Source organism: Microbacterium marinum (assembly GCF_014204835.1).
Classification (GTDB): Bacteria; Actinomycetota; Actinomycetes; order Actinomycetales; family Microbacteriaceae; genus Microbacterium; species Microbacterium marinum.
This window is the reverse complement of sequence record NZ_JACHMD010000001.1, coordinates 1,828,661-1,843,416: the sequence shown is the minus strand read 5'-3', so window position 1 is coordinate 1,843,416 and position 14,756 is coordinate 1,828,661. Positions and strand designations below refer to the sequence as shown.

At 68.9% G+C, this 14,756-nt stretch carries 17 protein-coding genes; all 17 read left to right on the top strand.

What is annotated here, in order from left to right:
- Positions 1–199 precede the first annotated feature (199 nt).
- The 17 genes from BKA24_RS09070 to BKA24_RS08990 all read left to right on the top strand — a co-directional run bounded on the left by BKA24_RS09070 (position 200) and on the right by BKA24_RS08990 (position 14,755).
- A complete protein-coding gene (locus tag BKA24_RS09070) occupies positions 200–1,429 on the top strand; it encodes a tyrosine-type recombinase/integrase (RefSeq protein ID WP_184217297.1) in 1,230 nt (409 codons plus the stop codon).
- Positions 1,430–1,476: 47 nt separating this feature from the next.
- Positions 1,477–1,701, top strand: a complete 225-nt coding sequence (locus BKA24_RS09065; protein ID WP_221417303.1) for a helix-turn-helix domain-containing protein — start codon at positions 1,477–1,479, stop codon at positions 1,699–1,701.
- A 25-nt stretch (positions 1,702–1,726) separates the two neighbouring features.
- Positions 1,727–1,975 carry a hypothetical protein gene (locus BKA24_RS09060; protein WP_184217295.1) on the top strand — a complete coding sequence of 83 codons (249 nt, stop codon included), beginning with the start codon at positions 1,727–1,729 and terminating at the stop codon, positions 1,973–1,975.
- The gene (locus tag BKA24_RS09055) at positions 1,972–2,508 is read left to right on the top strand and encodes a hypothetical protein (protein WP_184217293.1); all 537 of its coding nucleotides are present in this window, start codon (positions 1,972–1,974) and stop codon (positions 2,506–2,508) included. The genes BKA24_RS09060 and BKA24_RS09055 overlap by 4 nt, the downstream gene beginning before the upstream one ends.
- The gene (locus BKA24_RS09050) at positions 2,505–3,092 is read left to right on the top strand and encodes a hypothetical protein (RefSeq protein WP_184217291.1); all 588 of its coding nucleotides are present in this window, start codon (positions 2,505–2,507) and stop codon (positions 3,090–3,092) included. The genes BKA24_RS09055 and BKA24_RS09050 overlap by 4 nt, the downstream gene beginning before the upstream one ends.
- Positions 3,092–3,307, top strand: a complete 216-nt coding sequence (locus BKA24_RS09045) for a hypothetical protein (RefSeq protein WP_184217289.1) — start codon at positions 3,092–3,094, stop codon at positions 3,305–3,307. The genes BKA24_RS09050 and BKA24_RS09045 overlap by 1 nt, the downstream gene beginning before the upstream one ends.
- A gap of 10 nt (positions 3,308–3,317) precedes the next feature.
- Complete coding sequence (locus BKA24_RS09040; RefSeq protein ID WP_184217287.1) at positions 3,318–3,749, top strand: hypothetical protein; 432 nt, start codon at positions 3,318–3,320, stop codon at positions 3,747–3,749.
- On the top strand, positions 3,746–4,243 hold the full coding sequence (locus tag BKA24_RS09035; RefSeq protein ID WP_184217285.1) for a hypothetical protein: 498 nt from the start codon (positions 3,746–3,748) through the stop codon (positions 4,241–4,243). The genes BKA24_RS09040 and BKA24_RS09035 overlap by 4 nt, the downstream gene beginning before the upstream one ends.
- Positions 4,240–4,686: a hypothetical protein gene (locus BKA24_RS09030; RefSeq protein ID WP_184217283.1), complete on the top strand. Its 447-nt coding sequence runs from the start codon at positions 4,240–4,242 to the stop codon at positions 4,684–4,686. The genes BKA24_RS09035 and BKA24_RS09030 overlap by 4 nt, the downstream gene beginning before the upstream one ends.
- A 33-nt stretch (positions 4,687–4,719) precedes the next feature.
- Positions 4,720–4,944, top strand: coding sequence for a hypothetical protein (locus BKA24_RS09025; RefSeq protein ID WP_184217281.1), 225 nt, complete (start codon positions 4,720–4,722; stop codon positions 4,942–4,944).
- Positions 4,945–4,950: 6 nt separating this feature from the next.
- A complete protein-coding gene (locus BKA24_RS09020) occupies positions 4,951–5,523 on the top strand; it encodes a phage tail tube protein (RefSeq protein ID WP_184217279.1) in 573 nt (190 codons plus the stop codon).
- 15 nt (positions 5,524–5,538) lie between these two features.
- Complete coding sequence (locus BKA24_RS09015; protein WP_184217277.1) at positions 5,539–6,288, top strand: phage tail tube protein; 750 nt, start codon at positions 5,539–5,541, stop codon at positions 6,286–6,288.
- 95 nt (positions 6,289–6,383) lie between these two features.
- On the top strand, positions 6,384–7,037 hold the full coding sequence (locus BKA24_RS09010; protein WP_184217275.1) for a hypothetical protein: 654 nt from the start codon (positions 6,384–6,386) through the stop codon (positions 7,035–7,037).
- A 32-nt stretch (positions 7,038–7,069) separates the two neighbouring features.
- The gene (locus BKA24_RS09005; RefSeq protein ID WP_184217273.1) at positions 7,070–7,474 is read left to right on the top strand and encodes a hypothetical protein; all 405 of its coding nucleotides are present in this window, start codon (positions 7,070–7,072) and stop codon (positions 7,472–7,474) included.
- Positions 7,475–7,485: 11 nt separating this feature from the next.
- Positions 7,486–11,574, top strand: coding sequence for a phage tail tape measure protein (locus BKA24_RS09000; protein ID WP_184217271.1), 4,089 nt, complete (start codon positions 7,486–7,488; stop codon positions 11,572–11,574).
- Complete coding sequence (locus BKA24_RS08995; RefSeq protein ID WP_184217269.1) at positions 11,574–12,518, top strand: hypothetical protein; 945 nt, start codon at positions 11,574–11,576, stop codon at positions 12,516–12,518. The genes BKA24_RS09000 and BKA24_RS08995 overlap by 1 nt, the downstream gene beginning before the upstream one ends.
- Positions 12,515–14,755 (top strand): hypothetical protein, encoded by a 2,241-nt coding sequence (locus BKA24_RS08990; RefSeq protein ID WP_184217267.1) that lies wholly within the window; start codon positions 12,515–12,517, stop codon positions 14,753–14,755. Before BKA24_RS08995 ends, BKA24_RS08990 begins: the two co-directional genes overlap by 4 nt.
- The last annotated feature ends 1 nt before the right edge of the window (position 14,756 follow it).

The following is a 14,756-nucleotide window of genomic DNA, read 5'->3' as shown; positions in this document are numbered from 1 at the left end:
ATCGGGGCGATCCGTGCACCCCCAGGGACTTGAACCCTGAACCCACTGATTAAGAGGCAGATCTAAGTGGCACGCGCAATGCCGCATAACACCGCAAACCGCGTAAATCCGCACGTATTGTGTTGCGAGTCACTGATTGTGTAAGCTCAAAACGGCACGAAATCGCATTCACTATGGCACGTAGAAGGCACGAAATCTCATGGCTCAGAAGGAACAACGCAAGCGGTCCAGCGCCTGGGGAACCATCCGCGCGCTCCCCAGCGGCCGCTTCCAGGCACGCTACATCGGCGCCGACGGCAAGCAGTATTCGGCGAAGACCGCGCAGGGCGTGTCGCTCACATTCGGGACGCGGACCGACGCCCGCGCGTGGCTGAACAAGAAGCAGCGGGAGATCGCCGACGGCTCCTGGGAGACCCCGGAGGAGTCCGTCAAGCGCCGAGTGCGCGAGGCTGAGCAGGCCAAGGCCCACCGCTTCGCGACCTACGCCGAGTCGTGGATCTCCGAGCGTCGCAACAAGCGGGGCGAGCCGCTGTCGGTGAAGACGGCGTACGACTACCGCCTGCAGGTGAAGAACGGGCTCGCCTGCTTCGCGGACGATTCGATCACGGAGATCACGGCGGCGCGGGTGCGCGCATGGCACGCCGAGCGCTCGGCGAAGGCGGCCACCGCGGCCGGCAACGAGGCCCGCCTCCTGCGAGCGATTATGAACACGGCGATCATCGACGAGATCATCACGAAGAACCCGGTGGACTCCGCGCTCGCGATGTCGAAGACGGGCATCAAGCATCGACCGCCGACGATGGCCGAGCTCGCGACGATGCTCGAGGCGATCGAGCCGCGCTTCAAGCTCGCCATCCTCCTCGGCGCGTACGGCGGCCTCCGCCTCAGCGAGTGGCGCGCCCTGCGGCGCTGCGACCTCCGGAAGGAGGGTGAGCGCTACGTGGTGCACGTCCACCGCCAGGCGCAGCACGTCTCCTCGCAGGGGTGGGTGGTCGGCAAGCTCAAAGGCAAGGATGACGACGTGGAGCGCGAGGTGTCGCTCCCCATCGCCGCGACCCCCGATGTCGAGGAGCACCTCCGCGCGCACGTCGGTCGCGCGCGGACCGCCCTCCTCTTCGCACCCGGGGAAGGCTCCGAGTTCCTTCACAACGCCCAGTGGAACTCCCGGTGGAACCAGGCTCGCGAGGCCGCTGGCCTCAGAGTGCGTACCGAGGACGGGTGGGAGTCGATCTCGCGCGAGCACGACCTCCGAGCATTCGCCGGCACCATGCACGCGCAGACCGGCGCGACCCTGCGCGAGACCATGGCGTTCCTCGGCCACAGCACGACCGTCGCGGCCATGACGTATCAGAAGACCACCGGTCGCGACGCCGAGCTGGCCGACCGAATGCCGTTCCCTGCAAGTTCTTCCGGCACGAAGGGCTCTTGAGCCATCTTGTGCGCTACCGTGATGATCGAGAGAGAGGACATCCGTATATGCACGCCGTCGAACCCGACCAGACTCCGACCACCCTTGCCCCGAGGTGGGGCACCATCGAAGACGTCATGGCGCACCTCAAGGTGTCGCGTGACACCGTCCGCCGCATGATCGCCCGCCAGGAGATCCAGGCCCGCCGCTTCGGCCCGCGCCTCATCCGCATCGACCTGAACCAGCTCGACGCCAGCAGCACGCCCGTCGTGTTGACCGAAAAAGCCGCCTGATTTAGCGCGCAAAACCGAGGACACCATGCGAAACTCCCACGACCACCTCTTCCCCATCCCCGAAACCCTCCTGCAGCCGCGGCTCGCTGAGGCCGAGTATCTGACCCTCCAGGCTGCCACCCCTGACAGCATCCGCCGAAGCGTCGGCGCCATGACGGTCGCCGAGTACCGCGACCTCGACGACCGCATCGAGGCGGAGATCAAGCGCTTGCACGAGCTGCGCGAGACCGTCATCGGCTTCCGCACGATCGCGAAGGGCGAGGTGCTGCGATGACCGTCGACTTCGCCGCCCTCCTGCGCAACCCTCGCGACGTCGAGGCCCCGGCGGGCTCGATCAACGCGGCCCTCCTGGCACTCCCCCAGCAGCGCACTCACACGCACGACCTCAAGGGTGCGCTCCTGTACTTCCCCCGCACCGACCAGGTGATGGTGCCCTACGAGTATCGCGTCGGCGGCTGGGCAGTCGTGGTCGTGCACAACGGCCCGCGCGCACCGAAGCACGATGGCTCAGATGGACGGACGGCCGGCGACTTCGTCTACAAGCCGAACGGTCACAGCCTCTTCATCTCCGAGCTCGAGATGCAGACCGCCATCGAGATGAAGGCGACCGACACCTTCCATCTGACCGTCTACATCGGCGGCGACCTCGAGCGCGACGTCGACATGACGCCCCCGCCCTGGGGTGGGGACCAGAACCTCGAAGGAGTCACGCGACTCGCCGAGGTGAACCGCGGCCACGGCAACATCGTCGAGGTCCATCAGGAGACCACCTTCTCCGGCGGCGACTGGTGGGAGGTTCAGGTATGACCTCCGTCGTCCGCCGCGACTGCACCTGCCCCTCCGGTGACGGCTCCCTGCGCTGGCCCTGCCCGCAACATCCGCCCCTGGGCGCGCCCGATATCCCGCCGCGCGATGCTGACCTCATTGCCGAGCTGCGCGGCTTCGCCGAGGGCTCGACCAGCGCGCGAGCCACCCTCATGCGCGATGCCGCGGACGCGATCGAGCGACTCGCGCTCGGACAGGAAGCACGAGACGACGAACGCGACGCGCTCGCGAAGGCGATGTGCGCCGTCGAGAACCGCTCGAAGGCCGCTTCGCTCGAAGAGGTGCAGGCGGGCATCCAGCGGTGGACGCGGCACCGCTACGAGGCTGACCGGCTGATCGACGAACTGGCTGACGCGGGCTACGAAGTCCGCGCCCGGAAGCACCCGGAACCCGAGATCACCAAGGCAACATGGGACTACGCGGCTCTCGTGAAAGAGGCTGAGGGGCTCTACGGACGCGCGGTTGAGCATGACGACGTGGACTACGAGGTGGGGCTGATCCAGCGCCTCGGTCTCGCGCTACACGAAGCCGCTCTCCGGGTGCCTGTCGGAGAGGGGGAGCAGTGATGGAAGCGCGAGACGACGAACGCGAGGCGCTGCGGTCCGACATCGCTGACGAGATCAGCGGCGTCCAGGTCGGGACCGGATACGAGTCGACGACGATCGGGATCACTGCGGCACTCGAAGCCGCTGACCTGCTGATCGCCGCTGGCTACAGGAAGCACCCGGAACCCGAGATCACCGAGGCGGAGCGACGCCCCAACGCCGCCGCGAGCCGGTAGCCTACGGCCCATGTCTCCTCTCAAGCCGATCTCCGCGAGTCTGGACTGGACCGCCGAGATTGTGGAGGCCATCCGGCCGGAGCTTCGCGCTCGCATCAACATCATCTCGCCCGGCGAGCCCGGGAAGTGGAACGCGACCACCGACTCGATCGAAGGCAACAAGCCGGATACCACGCTCATCAGCGATCGCCCGGCGCGCTTCCGCCGGCGCAGCGACTTCCGCAGCACGGATGCCAGCGACGAGACTCGCACGAGCACGCAGTGGCGCGCCACGATCATCCGCGAGGATGGCGACCCCGTGTTCCCTGACGGCGCGGTGATCGTCATCACCAACCCGCATCGTGCCGTCGAGCTCGCCGGCGTCCGCGCGCTGATCAAGGAGGCCACGGCCTCGAGCGAGTCGCCGGTCCTGTTCATCGACTTCGCGACGGTGCGCGCATGAGCTCCTCCTTCTCGATGACGGGCCTCGACGTCGGCGCACTGCGCGCGGGCTTCGAGTCCCGCGTGAGCGCCCACGTCGACGAGGTGATCGGCGAGGTCGCGCACCTCGGCAACGACCTGGTCGAGCGCATGCAGAGCATGATCCTGGCCGCGCACACCCCCACCGGTCGCGCCCGCGTCGCCTCCAGCAGCGAGTCCGACCACTACGGCCCGCTCGGCGCACAGGCCGGTCGCTACGTCACCGGCGAGTTCTACGAAGGCGTCGACTCCGCTGTCGCCGTGGAGCGCGCGGGGCGCGGCTCGCTCACCGCCGGTGGCAACCTGGTCGTCGCCGCCGAGGTCATCCTGACGTGGGGCTGGCTAGAGAACTGGCGCGACTACTTCGAGGACCAGGAGTGGGGCACCGACACGATCGAGGCGGTCGGCGCCCTCGGCGACTCTTTCACGCTCGCGCTCACGCGAGTCCCTGAGCTCCTGGAACGGGTGGCGCGATGACGTTCGATGGATCCAACGAGGCCACCTTCATCCTCTCGAAGGAGACGGGCATCGGCTCGCTCCTCGGCGGCCGCATCTGGGAGATGCAGGTGCCCGAGGGCGTCAAGCTCCCCGAGCGCCCCGACAAGCGCGGCATCAAGCCGTACGCGACCGTGCACTTCGGGTCGACGTTCCCGATCGCAGGGACGAAGACCATGGCAGATGGCGCGCAGGGCGGGGCGTGGATGCTCCCCTTCCAGGTGTACGTCTACGCCTCCAACCCCGAGGATCTCCGCGAGGCGTGCTCGATCGTGCAGCACCGGCTCGTCGGCCTGCAGCCGAACACCGTGAGCGGCGATGAGGTGACCTGCAACGGCGGGCTCGCCAAGCCGCGGAAAGACACGAGCGCTGGCGCGCCGCGCCTGGTTCGGCCGATCTTCTTCCAGGTTGTCTGCCGGAGCTGATTATCCCGCCGGGGTCACCTTAGACTCCGCGCCATGAACCGCACGCTCCTCTACCGCGACGCTCAGTCGGGCGCGCTCGGGGAGTTCCCCGAGCAGATGGCGGCCTTCCACCCCCAGCTCATCCTCGTCGAGGATGAGGCCATCGTTGACGCCCCCGAAGGCGACGCGGCGACGGCCGAGCCCGACGGCGACGCGGCCACCTCCGACCCCGAGGCCGACAGCGCGGCCACCACCACCGGCAACGCCAAGAAAGGCTGACCTCGCATGAAGCTCCTCCCCGGCAACGAGACCCTCCTCGCTATCCCGGCCATTCTCAAGGCCGGTATCCCCCAGCTCGTCAGCGCCACGGGCGCGATCGCACCGATCAGCGCCCCGACGAAGGCGATCCTCGACTCCTGGATCCCCAAGACGGTCCCCGAGAACTCCCCGATCGCCGGTGGCAACATCTCCGCCGCGGTCCAGGACAACCTCGCCCTCGGCCTGACCGGTTCGCAGCGCTCCGGCTCCCGCACGATCACCTCGGTCGGCCGCGGCGAGAAGCTCACGCAGTTCAACTTCCAGGCCAACGTCACGATCCTGCGCGAAGGCGTGCTCGGCGCGAAGTCGACCTTCACGCTCGCGAAGAACCTGACCCGCGCGCAGGGTGTGCCCTACATCCTCGCCCACCGCCTCGGCGCGCGGCAGACCGCTCTCGCCACCGTCGGTGAGGACTGGTCGTTCTACTACGCCATCACCGGCCAGCCGATCCCCGGCTACGGCGACGGCGCCGACCAGACCATCGCGGTCAACTTCGTCCCGAAGAACATCGTCAACATCGCCCACGCGCTCGGCGCCTGATAGGAGATCCCGCACATGAACGCCACCATCGTCTCCAACAAGCGCATCGGCTGGTTCGTCGGACCCGACACGACCATCGCCGACTGGGAGAAGCCGTCGCTCGCGAACGTGCAGGCGCTGACCAACTACTCCCCCGCCATCCGCACCGACGGCACCGACTTCGGCCTCCAGGCCACCGAGATGACCGACGACCGGTCGTTCGCGGATGAGGCCGGCGCGCAGGCGCTCGGCTACTCCGCATTCGGCGGCAACGTGTCCTCGTTCATCCCGGCGGCCGCCGACACCGCGTCGGTGGTCCGTCAGGCGCACACCACGTTCAAGAAGCCGCGCACCAAGCTCGCCGTCGCCCAGCGCTTCGGCGTGCCGGAGGCGCAGCCGATCGCCGCGGGCGACGAGATCAACCTCTTCCGCGTCATCACGGACGCCGAGAACGTGGAGCGGCGCCAGACCGGCTACTCCACGACCACGGAGCTCGTCGACCAGGACGACCACCTCGTCAACTACATCGTGCCCCCGGCCGTCGCCGCCTCCGTCACGGTGACCGGCGCATCCGGCGGCGCGGTGGGCAGCGTCGGCCTCCTGGCGGCCGAGTACCAGGGCCACGCCATCACCGTCGGCGCACAGTGGGTGTCCTCCAACCCCGCCGTCGCCACCGTCCACCCTGGCGGCGTCGTGGAGTACCTCTCCGCCGGCACCGCGCAGATCACGGCGGCCTACCCCGGCGCTGCCACGTCCGCCAACAAGGCCATCACCGTCACCGTCTGATCCACCGCGGGGGCGGGCGTGACACGCTCCGCCCGCCTCCGCCTCAATCCCATCCGCACGACCCCGCAGTACCCACGAGAAGAGGAACTCCACCCATGTCCGAGCGCACCGCAGACCAGATCATCGCCGAAGCCACCGAGTCGTTCGACCTCATCGACACGCTCGAGCACCGCCCCCTGGTCACCGACTCGATCACCCTGTACAGCGACGAGCCCGCCGGCCGCGAGCTCGGCGGCATCGAGCAGCTCTACAAGGAGGTCAAGGGCATCCGCGTGCCCGCCGGGAAGCGCCGCTGGGGCGCGCTCGGCGAGATCGACCTCCTCCGCGAGACCAACAAGGATGGCGTCAACGACGAAGCCATCTCCGCACAGCTCACGATCGCCGAAGCCGCGAAGGCGAAGCTCGAGGCATCCGCCCTCACCTTCCACTTCCAGGGCCTCCCCGAGTTCATCATGGAAGAGGCCCGCGCCTCCGCCCAGGCCGCCGTCGGCATCGAGAAGATGTCGGAGATCACCCCCGAGCAGGGCGAACAGTTCTCCGACCGCCTCTCCGCTGAGATCGTCTCCCGCATCGTCACGGTGATCGTGGACGCGAAGGGCCGCACCGCCCCCGTCCCGTCCGCCGACGCCATCCCCAAGGCGCGTACGCGCTTCCCCCGCACCGAGTGGGCCCGCCTGGCCGCGAAGATCAGCGAGGTCCAGTACGCGGCCTCCATCTCCGAGCAGGCCGTCGGCAACGCGGATTTCTAGCCGAGTATCTGGCGACCGGCGGCGTCAGGTACTTGCACCTCATCCGCGCAGCGATCACCGCCGGCATCCGCCCGTCGGCGATGATCCTGCGCACCCAACCGTCGGCACCCTGGGATCGCTGGGACTTCCTCCTCCTGGAGGCGTACCAGATCGTCCAAGACGAGCGCTGCGACTGCGGCAACCCGATCTGGCTCTGCCACCACACGAGCAACGACATCCAGTTCCGCATCGACGAGGTCACCTGCGAGGCGACGGCGTACCGCGAGCGGCAGGAGGAGTCGCGCTACGGCGGGCCCAACCAGAAGCGCCCTCACGGCGTCTCCCTGCGCGCCATCCCGTTCAGCCCTTCCGGCGCGCCCCTCGCCAGCTTCCGACGTGACTACTACCGCGCCCAGGCGAAGAAGCGTGAAGCGTTGAACGCCGACGCTGGCCGGTAGGCTCCGCCACCATGTACGACGGACTGAGTCAAGATGCGCAGATGCGCCTCAAGATCGTCCTCGAAGGCGTCCGCGACCTCAACGCGATGGTCGAGATGCTCGGCGGCGACGCTCCCGCCGCGGGCCGCAAGGCGGTCACCGCGATCTCCGAGATCAACGACGAGCTCAAGAAGACGCGCCAGGCCGCCAACGACTCCGGCTCCGCTCTGCAGAAGTCCGCCAAGGAAGCGGACGCAGCCTGGAAGAAGGCCGTCCAGGGCGTCAAGGACTACAACGCCGAGTACCAGCGTGCCACGCGCAACAAGGTGCTCGGCATCAGCTCCGACGGCGAGCGGCCCTTCTCCTCGTTCTCCGAGGCCGAGAAGGACCGGATCCTCGCGATCGACGACGCGGCACGCGCGGACATCGTCGGCGCCATCCGCACCGAGCGTCGCGAGCATGAAGAGCTCGCCAAGGCTGTCATCGCCGGCGAAGAGCGCATGGCGGCGGCCGCCGAGAAGCGCGCCGAAGCAGAACGGATGCGCGCGCGGGAGTCCGCCGACCGCGGCCGCAGCAGCTACACCACCGGCGACTTCGACCGCGACTTCGCCGCCCTCAGTGGCGGCATCGACGCGTCCGCCGAAGCGGAACGGAAGATCGCCCTCGCCCGCCTGGAGGCGGAGCGCCGCGAACGCGAGCTCCTGGCGCAGGAAGTCGTCGCTGGCGAAGCCCGCATGGCCGCGGCGACCAACAAGCGCGTCGAGGCGGAGCGCGCCCTCGCCCGCGAGTCCACCGCGCGCGGCCGCCGCAACGCCGGCGCCGAGTGGGACCGCGAGCTCATCGGGCTGCAGGACGAGATTGCGCGCAAAACCGCGACGACCAATGAAAACCTGATCAGCCAGCGATACGCGCTCTACGACGTCGCCTCCACCGCCGGCATCGCGGGCGGCTCGCTCGTCGCGCTCGTCTCCGCCTACACGATGCTCGCCGCCAACCGTGAGGCGGCGTTCACCGACGTCCTCCGCACCACGCGCGTCGACGCCGACAGCGAGCTTGCCGTCACCCTCCGCAAGGAGCTCGAGGAGCTCGCGCAGGAGATCCCCAAGTCGTTCGCCGAGATCTCGGACGTCGCCACCAAGGCCGCCCAGCTCGATATCCCCGTCGAGGGCATCCAGGAGTTCACCGAGGCGACCATCAAGTTCTCGGCCGTCACCGGCGTCGCCTCCGACACCGCCGCCCTCTCCTTCGGAAAGATCGGCAACGTCCTCGGCCTCGCCGGCGAGGAGTACACCCAGTTCGCGTCCGCCGTCGCCTACGCCGGCGTGCGATCGGCGGCCACGGAAGAACAGATCCTCTCCGTCGCCAACAAGCTCGGCCCCGTCATGGCGCAATACCGCGCCACTGCCGACGAGGTCGCCGGCCTCTCTGCCGCGTACGCATCCGTCGGCGTCGAGTCCGAGCTCTCCGCCGGCACGACTGGCCGCGTGTGGGCCAAGATCCAGCTCGCCGTCGACCAGGGCGGCACCACCCTCGAGAACTTCGCCCGCGTCAGCGGCATGTCCTCCGAGCAGTTCCGCTCCTCCTGGGGCGAGTCCGCCGCCAACACCTTCGTCACCTTCGTCGGCGGCCTCCAGCACGTCGAGAACTACAACGAGGCCCTCCGCTCCCTCGGCATCGAAGCCACCCGCGACGGCCGCTCCCTCGGCGCGCTCTCCGCCGGCGTCGACAAGGCTGTCATCTCGATGCAGGCCGCCCGTGAGGGCATGTCGAACGGCTTCCTCGACGAGTCCGCCGCGCAGATCTTCGACACCGTCGTATCCAAGCTGCAGCTCGTGCTCAACGCCTTCGACCGCCTCGCCGGCGTCGTGGGCGGCTCTACGCTGGAGGCATTCGGCGGCCTCCTCGACGTCCTCGCCGACACCCTCAACAACCTCGCCGAGTTCGGCTCCAACCCGGTTGGGCAGTTCTTCCTCGGCCTGGGCATGATCCTCACCGGCCTCATCGGCGTCCTCCTCCTGTTCGGCGGAGCTCTCGCCGGCGGCACCGCGGCCCTGTTCGCCATCCGCACCGCCATCACCGGCCTGCAGGCCACCGCCACCGGCGCGCAGCTCACCATGCTGCAGTTCATCGGCGGCCTCTTCGGCGTCCAAGCCGCCGGCAACGCGGCCGCGGGCGGCATGAACGCGGCCGCCATGGGCGCGCGTGCCCTCCGCGTCGCGATGATCTCCACCGGCATCGGCGCCGTGGTCGCCATCCTCGGCACCCTCATCGGCGCGGCGGTCACTGCGGGCGACCAGGAGGAGAATCTCGCCACCTCCGCCGACAAGGCCAACCAGGAGCTCGCAGCACAGGAGGCTCGCGCGGCCGCCGCGGCCGAAGAGATCCGCAAGCTCACCCAGGAGCTCAACGACGCCGTCGAAGCCGCGAATGCGATGGCAATGGGCAGCGCCGACCTGGAGGGGTCGCTCTTCGACCTCGGCCAGTCGATGCAGCAGAACGGCAAGCAGTTCGACGCGTACTCCACCGGCGGCCGCGAGAACATGCGCAGCCTGTCGTCGGCGATCGCCGCAGCCGTCGCGATCGCGGACGGCGACGCGCAGCTCCTCGCCAACCTCCTCGCCGGCATCCGCGAGCAGCTCCTCTCCATCGGCGCCGGCGCCGACGCAATCGCGATGGTCGAGCGGGCCATCGAGGCGACCGGCGTCGCGGCGACCGACGCGATCGTCACGAGCAACAGCCTCGCCGTCGGATTCGCGCACGTCGACGAGAACGCCCGCAACGCCGCCAAGGGCGTCGACGAGCTGGGCGAGAAGGTCCGCACCGTCTCCGACTACGCCAGCGACCTCGGCTCCATCATGGACCGGGCATTCGAGATCCGCTTCGGCGCGCAGGACGCCTACGACCGCGTCCTCGATACGTACGACAAGATGCGCTCCGAGGCCAAGCGCGCCGCGGAGTCCATCGACGACCTCCGCGCCCAGATCATGCAGACCGAGGCGGACCTGCGCGTCCTGCAGGGCGAGCGGGTCGGGCAGGAATACTTCCTCTCCGTCGCCACCCGCTACGGCGACACCGCCCGCGCGGCCGCGATCTCCGGCGACATCGCCCGCAACAGCGCCGACCAGAACTCCGCGCGCACCGAGATCCGCGGACTCAACGGCCAGGTCGCCGAGGAGCAGGACGCGCTCACCCGCTCGATCGAAGGCAACTCGGAAGCCGCACGCCGCAACCGCGAGGCGCTCGACGAGCTCGCCCAGGAGCACATGGAGTACCTGGAGGCCCTCGCCGCGTCGGGTGCAAGCCAGGAGACGCTCGAGGCCGAGACCCGTCGTCTCAAGGACGAGTTCATCGACTTCGGTGTGTCGATGGGGTACAACGCCGACGACCTCGAGCAGCGCTACGGCCCCGCCTACGATGACGTCGCCAAGATCATCCGCGAGTTCCCCCGCGACATCACCGTCGACATCGACGGCCTCGACCCCGCACAGGCCGCCCTCAACGAGTGGCTCGAGAAGAACAAGGATCACCGCATCGACGTGCCGGTGAACGTCCAGGCCAACAAGAACGTCACGGCCGAGAAGTTCACCGACGTCGGCCAGATCGCGGGCAACAGCTTCAAGACCGCATTCGCGACCGCGATGGTCAGCGGTGCGCAGGCCGGCGCCGCGGGCGCGAGCGTCAGCAAGAACAACCAGCCGAGCTTCTGGGAGCAGATCTACCTCAACTGGCAGGCTGGCCTCGATGCCGCGTTCGGCGCGCTCGGGTTCTCCGAGGGTGGTTACACCGGCGACGGCGGCAAGCACGACGTGGCAGGCCTCGCGCACAAGGGCGAGTACGTCTTCCCACAGGAGGCGGTGCGCTACTACGGCGTCGAGAACCTCGCCCGCGCGCACCGTGTCGCCCTCCGCGGCTACTCCAGCGGCGGCCTCGTCGGCGGCCCTGCAGGAGCCTTCGGCGGCTCCCTCGGCATGGAAGGTGGCGGCCCGCTGCGCCTGGACGCATCCACCATCGACGCTCTCGCGCAGGCGATGAACGATCGGCCGGTCTTCCTTATGGCAGACTCCCGCGTCATCGCCCAGCTCGTCTCCACGGGCAACGCCGCCTACACGAGAGGGTCGTAATGGCAGGTCTGATCTGGTTCGGCAACCGCGAGCGGCAGCAGTGGATCCTCGAGCCGCGAGTGGGCATGGACTGGTCGGTCGTCAAGCGCTCCAACCTTATCCAGCTCGAGCACGGCGGCGTCTACCGCGACGACTCCGTCGCCTCACACCGAGAGGGCCTGCCCGAATGGGAGGGCACCCCGGACGAGCTGCGCGCCATCCGCGACTTCTACAACGGCGTCCACGGCCCCGGCCCGTTCTACTGGGCAGACCCCACGATCGCCGACATCAACATCCTCTCCCCCAACTGGGCGACCCCCGGCATTACCGCCGATGGCGACTGGCCGCAGATCCACTCCAGCGCGCCCGCGGCCGACACGGTGGGGCCCAGCGCGTACGGCGTCCCGACCCGCGCGGTGCGGCACACCCCGACCAACAACTACACGACCGCCGCGCCCGCGCAGCGCTTCACCGTCCTTATTCCCGAGGGATATAAGCTCGCGTTCGCCTCGTTCGGCTACCGCACCGGCACCGGCGTCGTCGCCCTCCGCGGGTACACCGAGAACGGTCTGACCCGGAACGAGTTCTTCGAGCCGCTCGACCCCGCGCAGGGCGGCTTCCACTCCACGAACCTGTTCCGCCACTCTGACGGCTACCGGATCGTCGACATCTTCCTCGCCCGCGAGAACCTCACGGCATCCACGATCACCCTCGCTGGCCTCCGCGCCTGCCTGATCCGCGAAGACGTCACCGCCGTCGACCCGATGTTCGCCTCCGGGGAGGGCGCCGCCGCGCTCGAGTTCTCCGGCGGCATCCGCGAGTCGATCATCTGGTCGGGACGGGACCGGGCGATGCGCCGCAAGTCGATGAGCGTCAAGCTCGTCGAGGTCGAGAACACCGCCGCGATCATCTCCACCCCCGTCGGCACCCCGGCACCCACCTCCTTCGACGGAGGCACCCCGTGAGCATCAAGGTGGAATCGGCCGGGTCGGGCTCGTTCGGCGACGTCGGCTCGTGGACGGTCAGCGAGACGGTCACTCCCGCGATCGCCAGCGACGCCGGCGGCACCATCGGCGACGCCTCCCTCACCGTGCGGCGCACCGGTGACACCGACCTCGCCGGCGGCAATGCGCTCACCATCACGCACCCGACCCTCGGCGTCACCCGCGCCGAGGTGCACACGGTCACCGACGCGAGCCCTGCGCAGGCGACCCTCATGGCCGACTCCCCGCTCGGCCGGTTCCTGTCGGGTCGGATGATCGTGCCCGGTATCGAGTCCGGGACGCCCGCCGCGGCCCTCGACGTCGCCATGCAGGCATCGGGCACCCGCCGGCAGATCGGCCCGAACGCGAAGGACGACTACTGGTCCCTCGCCGGCCACTCCGTCGGCTTCACCGCCACCGGCGACATCATCCACCCTGCCTCGACCGATCTCGTCCTGCAGAACAACCAGATCCTCGTCACCGCGACCCCTGGCGAGAAGGCGCTGTACCAGGAGATCACCGGCTTCTGCGCGATCTCCCGCTTCTCCACCGCGGGGCTGCCGACCACCGTGCTCGGCGACACCATCCAGCTTCGCGAGCGCACCTACGTCAAGTTCACCGTCGCCCCCACGACGGCAGCGCTGACTACCACGACGTTCCAGGTCGACTTCGGACCCTCGTTCCGGCAGTTCGGCAACAGCCGCGTCGCCAACGGGTGCATGATCCGCGTCTCGTACAACCAGAACAACTCCGGCGGTCAGCTCACCACGACCATCGTGATGCAGGACGCCGCCGGAGTCGCCCAGACGGCCACCTCCACGACCGAGCGGCACGCCTCCCTCCTGCGAACCGGCCCGATCGTCGTGAGCCTGGGGATCAGTCAGAGCTCGGCAGGCGCGGTCAACCTTCGCGCCCGCGCTCAGAACGCCGATGCGAGCGTGGAGACCACGGCTACCAGCATCAACGTGAAGCCCACTCGTTTCCGGATGTACTCGAAGCAGTTCACGATCACTCAGCCGCTCTCCGCCGGCGGCATCCGCGACCTCGTCATCCGCCGCGGCGCCGCTGACACATGGGCGAACTTCCACGGCGTGGCCTACGTCGCACCGGCCGGCTTCGTCGACGAGACCACGAGCGCCCATCAAGGCTCCCCCATCGCCCAGCACGAGGGCGAGCTGTGGGAGTACGTCAAGCAGGTGTGCGTCGCCCGCGGCGTCGAGCTCGCGGCCACCCCGGCCGGCATCACCCTCCGGGAGATCGGCTCCCGCACCCTCGACATCACCCACCGCGCATCGGCCTCCCGCACCATCTCCCAGGCAGTCCAGGCGCGCAACATCGTGGTCGTGAACCAGAACACCAAGGCGCTCGTCACGCCCCAGGACGAGGCGTACAGAGCCACCACGATCTACAGCATCGGCGTCGGCGAGACCCGCACGTTCGACGTGCGCGTGCCCGACGGCATCCGGTTCCTGTGGTCGCCGCGCCCCTGGTACTACAGCAAGGATGTCAACGGCATCGTCTTCAACCTTGCGCAGTACGCCGACGGGTATGCCGAGCTCGAGGCGGGCACCGTCGGCCGCTACTTCGTGACCGCGCAGGACGGCTTCCCGATCAGTCCCGTCGCCTGGACCGACTTCGGCGGCCGCGTCACCGTCGCGATGAAAGACGGCAAGGCGACGCTCACCATCACCGGCCCCGCACAGCAGATCCCCGGCATCCCCGGCCCGTACCGCATCGGCGAGACCGACGGATCTACCGCCTACGCCGTGCTCCGCCTGCACGGCGTGGGAGTCACGAGCGACCCCGTGACCGTCACACTCCCCTCCGGCGCACCCCACGCTGACACCCGCGTCGAGACCACCTCCCCCGTCAACAACGTCGCCATCGGCAACCTCGGCGAGGTGTACGACGCGGCCGCATGGGCCGCCACCCGCGTCGCCGGCCCCAACCTCACCCTCAACGCCAGCATCCCGATCAACCGGCTCGCCGGCTTCGGTCTCACCGCCGGCGCCCTCATCACCCACCGCGACAACCTGTACCGGGTGAACACCTGTCAGATCACGGGCGGTGTAGCGACCATCTCCGCCAGTAGACTCGCCCGCCTCAGCGACTCCCCCGGCAAGACCCGCACCCTCGCCCAGTACGCCACGGCGTGGGCGGGGGCAACCCTCCGGGATCACTCGATCGCCCCGCTCGCACTCACAGCACCGACACCGTAGA

Bases quoted from the DNA above. Each gene is read 5' to 3' on its own strand.
- BKA24_RS09070 (WP_184217297.1), top strand. From the start codon at position 200: ATGGCTCAGAAGGAACAACGCAAGCGGTCCAGCGCCTGGGGAACCATC.
- BKA24_RS09065 (WP_221417303.1), top strand. From the start codon at position 1,477: ATGCACGCCGTCGAACCCGACCAGACTCCGACCACCCTTGCCCCGAGG.
- BKA24_RS09060 (WP_184217295.1), top strand. From the start codon at position 1,727: ATGCGAAACTCCCACGACCACCTCTTCCCCATCCCCGAAACCCTCCTG.
- BKA24_RS09055 (WP_184217293.1), top strand. From the start codon at position 1,972: ATGACCGTCGACTTCGCCGCCCTCCTGCGCAACCCTCGCGACGTCGAG.
- BKA24_RS09050 (WP_184217291.1), top strand. From the start codon at position 2,505: ATGACCTCCGTCGTCCGCCGCGACTGCACCTGCCCCTCCGGTGACGGC.
- BKA24_RS09045 (WP_184217289.1), top strand. From the start codon at position 3,092: ATGGAAGCGCGAGACGACGAACGCGAGGCGCTGCGGTCCGACATCGCT.
- BKA24_RS09040 (WP_184217287.1), top strand. From the start codon at position 3,318: ATGTCTCCTCTCAAGCCGATCTCCGCGAGTCTGGACTGGACCGCCGAG.
- BKA24_RS09035 (WP_184217285.1), top strand. From the start codon at position 3,746: ATGAGCTCCTCCTTCTCGATGACGGGCCTCGACGTCGGCGCACTGCGC.
- BKA24_RS09030 (WP_184217283.1), top strand. From the start codon at position 4,240: ATGACGTTCGATGGATCCAACGAGGCCACCTTCATCCTCTCGAAGGAG.
- BKA24_RS09025 (WP_184217281.1), top strand. From the start codon at position 4,720: ATGAACCGCACGCTCCTCTACCGCGACGCTCAGTCGGGCGCGCTCGGG.
- BKA24_RS09020 (WP_184217279.1), top strand. From the start codon at position 4,951: ATGAAGCTCCTCCCCGGCAACGAGACCCTCCTCGCTATCCCGGCCATT.
- BKA24_RS09015 (WP_184217277.1), top strand. From the start codon at position 5,539: ATGAACGCCACCATCGTCTCCAACAAGCGCATCGGCTGGTTCGTCGGA.
- BKA24_RS09010 (WP_184217275.1), top strand. From the start codon at position 6,384: ATGTCCGAGCGCACCGCAGACCAGATCATCGCCGAAGCCACCGAGTCG.
- BKA24_RS09000 (WP_184217271.1), top strand. From the start codon at position 7,486: ATGTACGACGGACTGAGTCAAGATGCGCAGATGCGCCTCAAGATCGTC.
- BKA24_RS08995 (WP_184217269.1), top strand. From the start codon at position 11,574: ATGGCAGGTCTGATCTGGTTCGGCAACCGCGAGCGGCAGCAGTGGATC.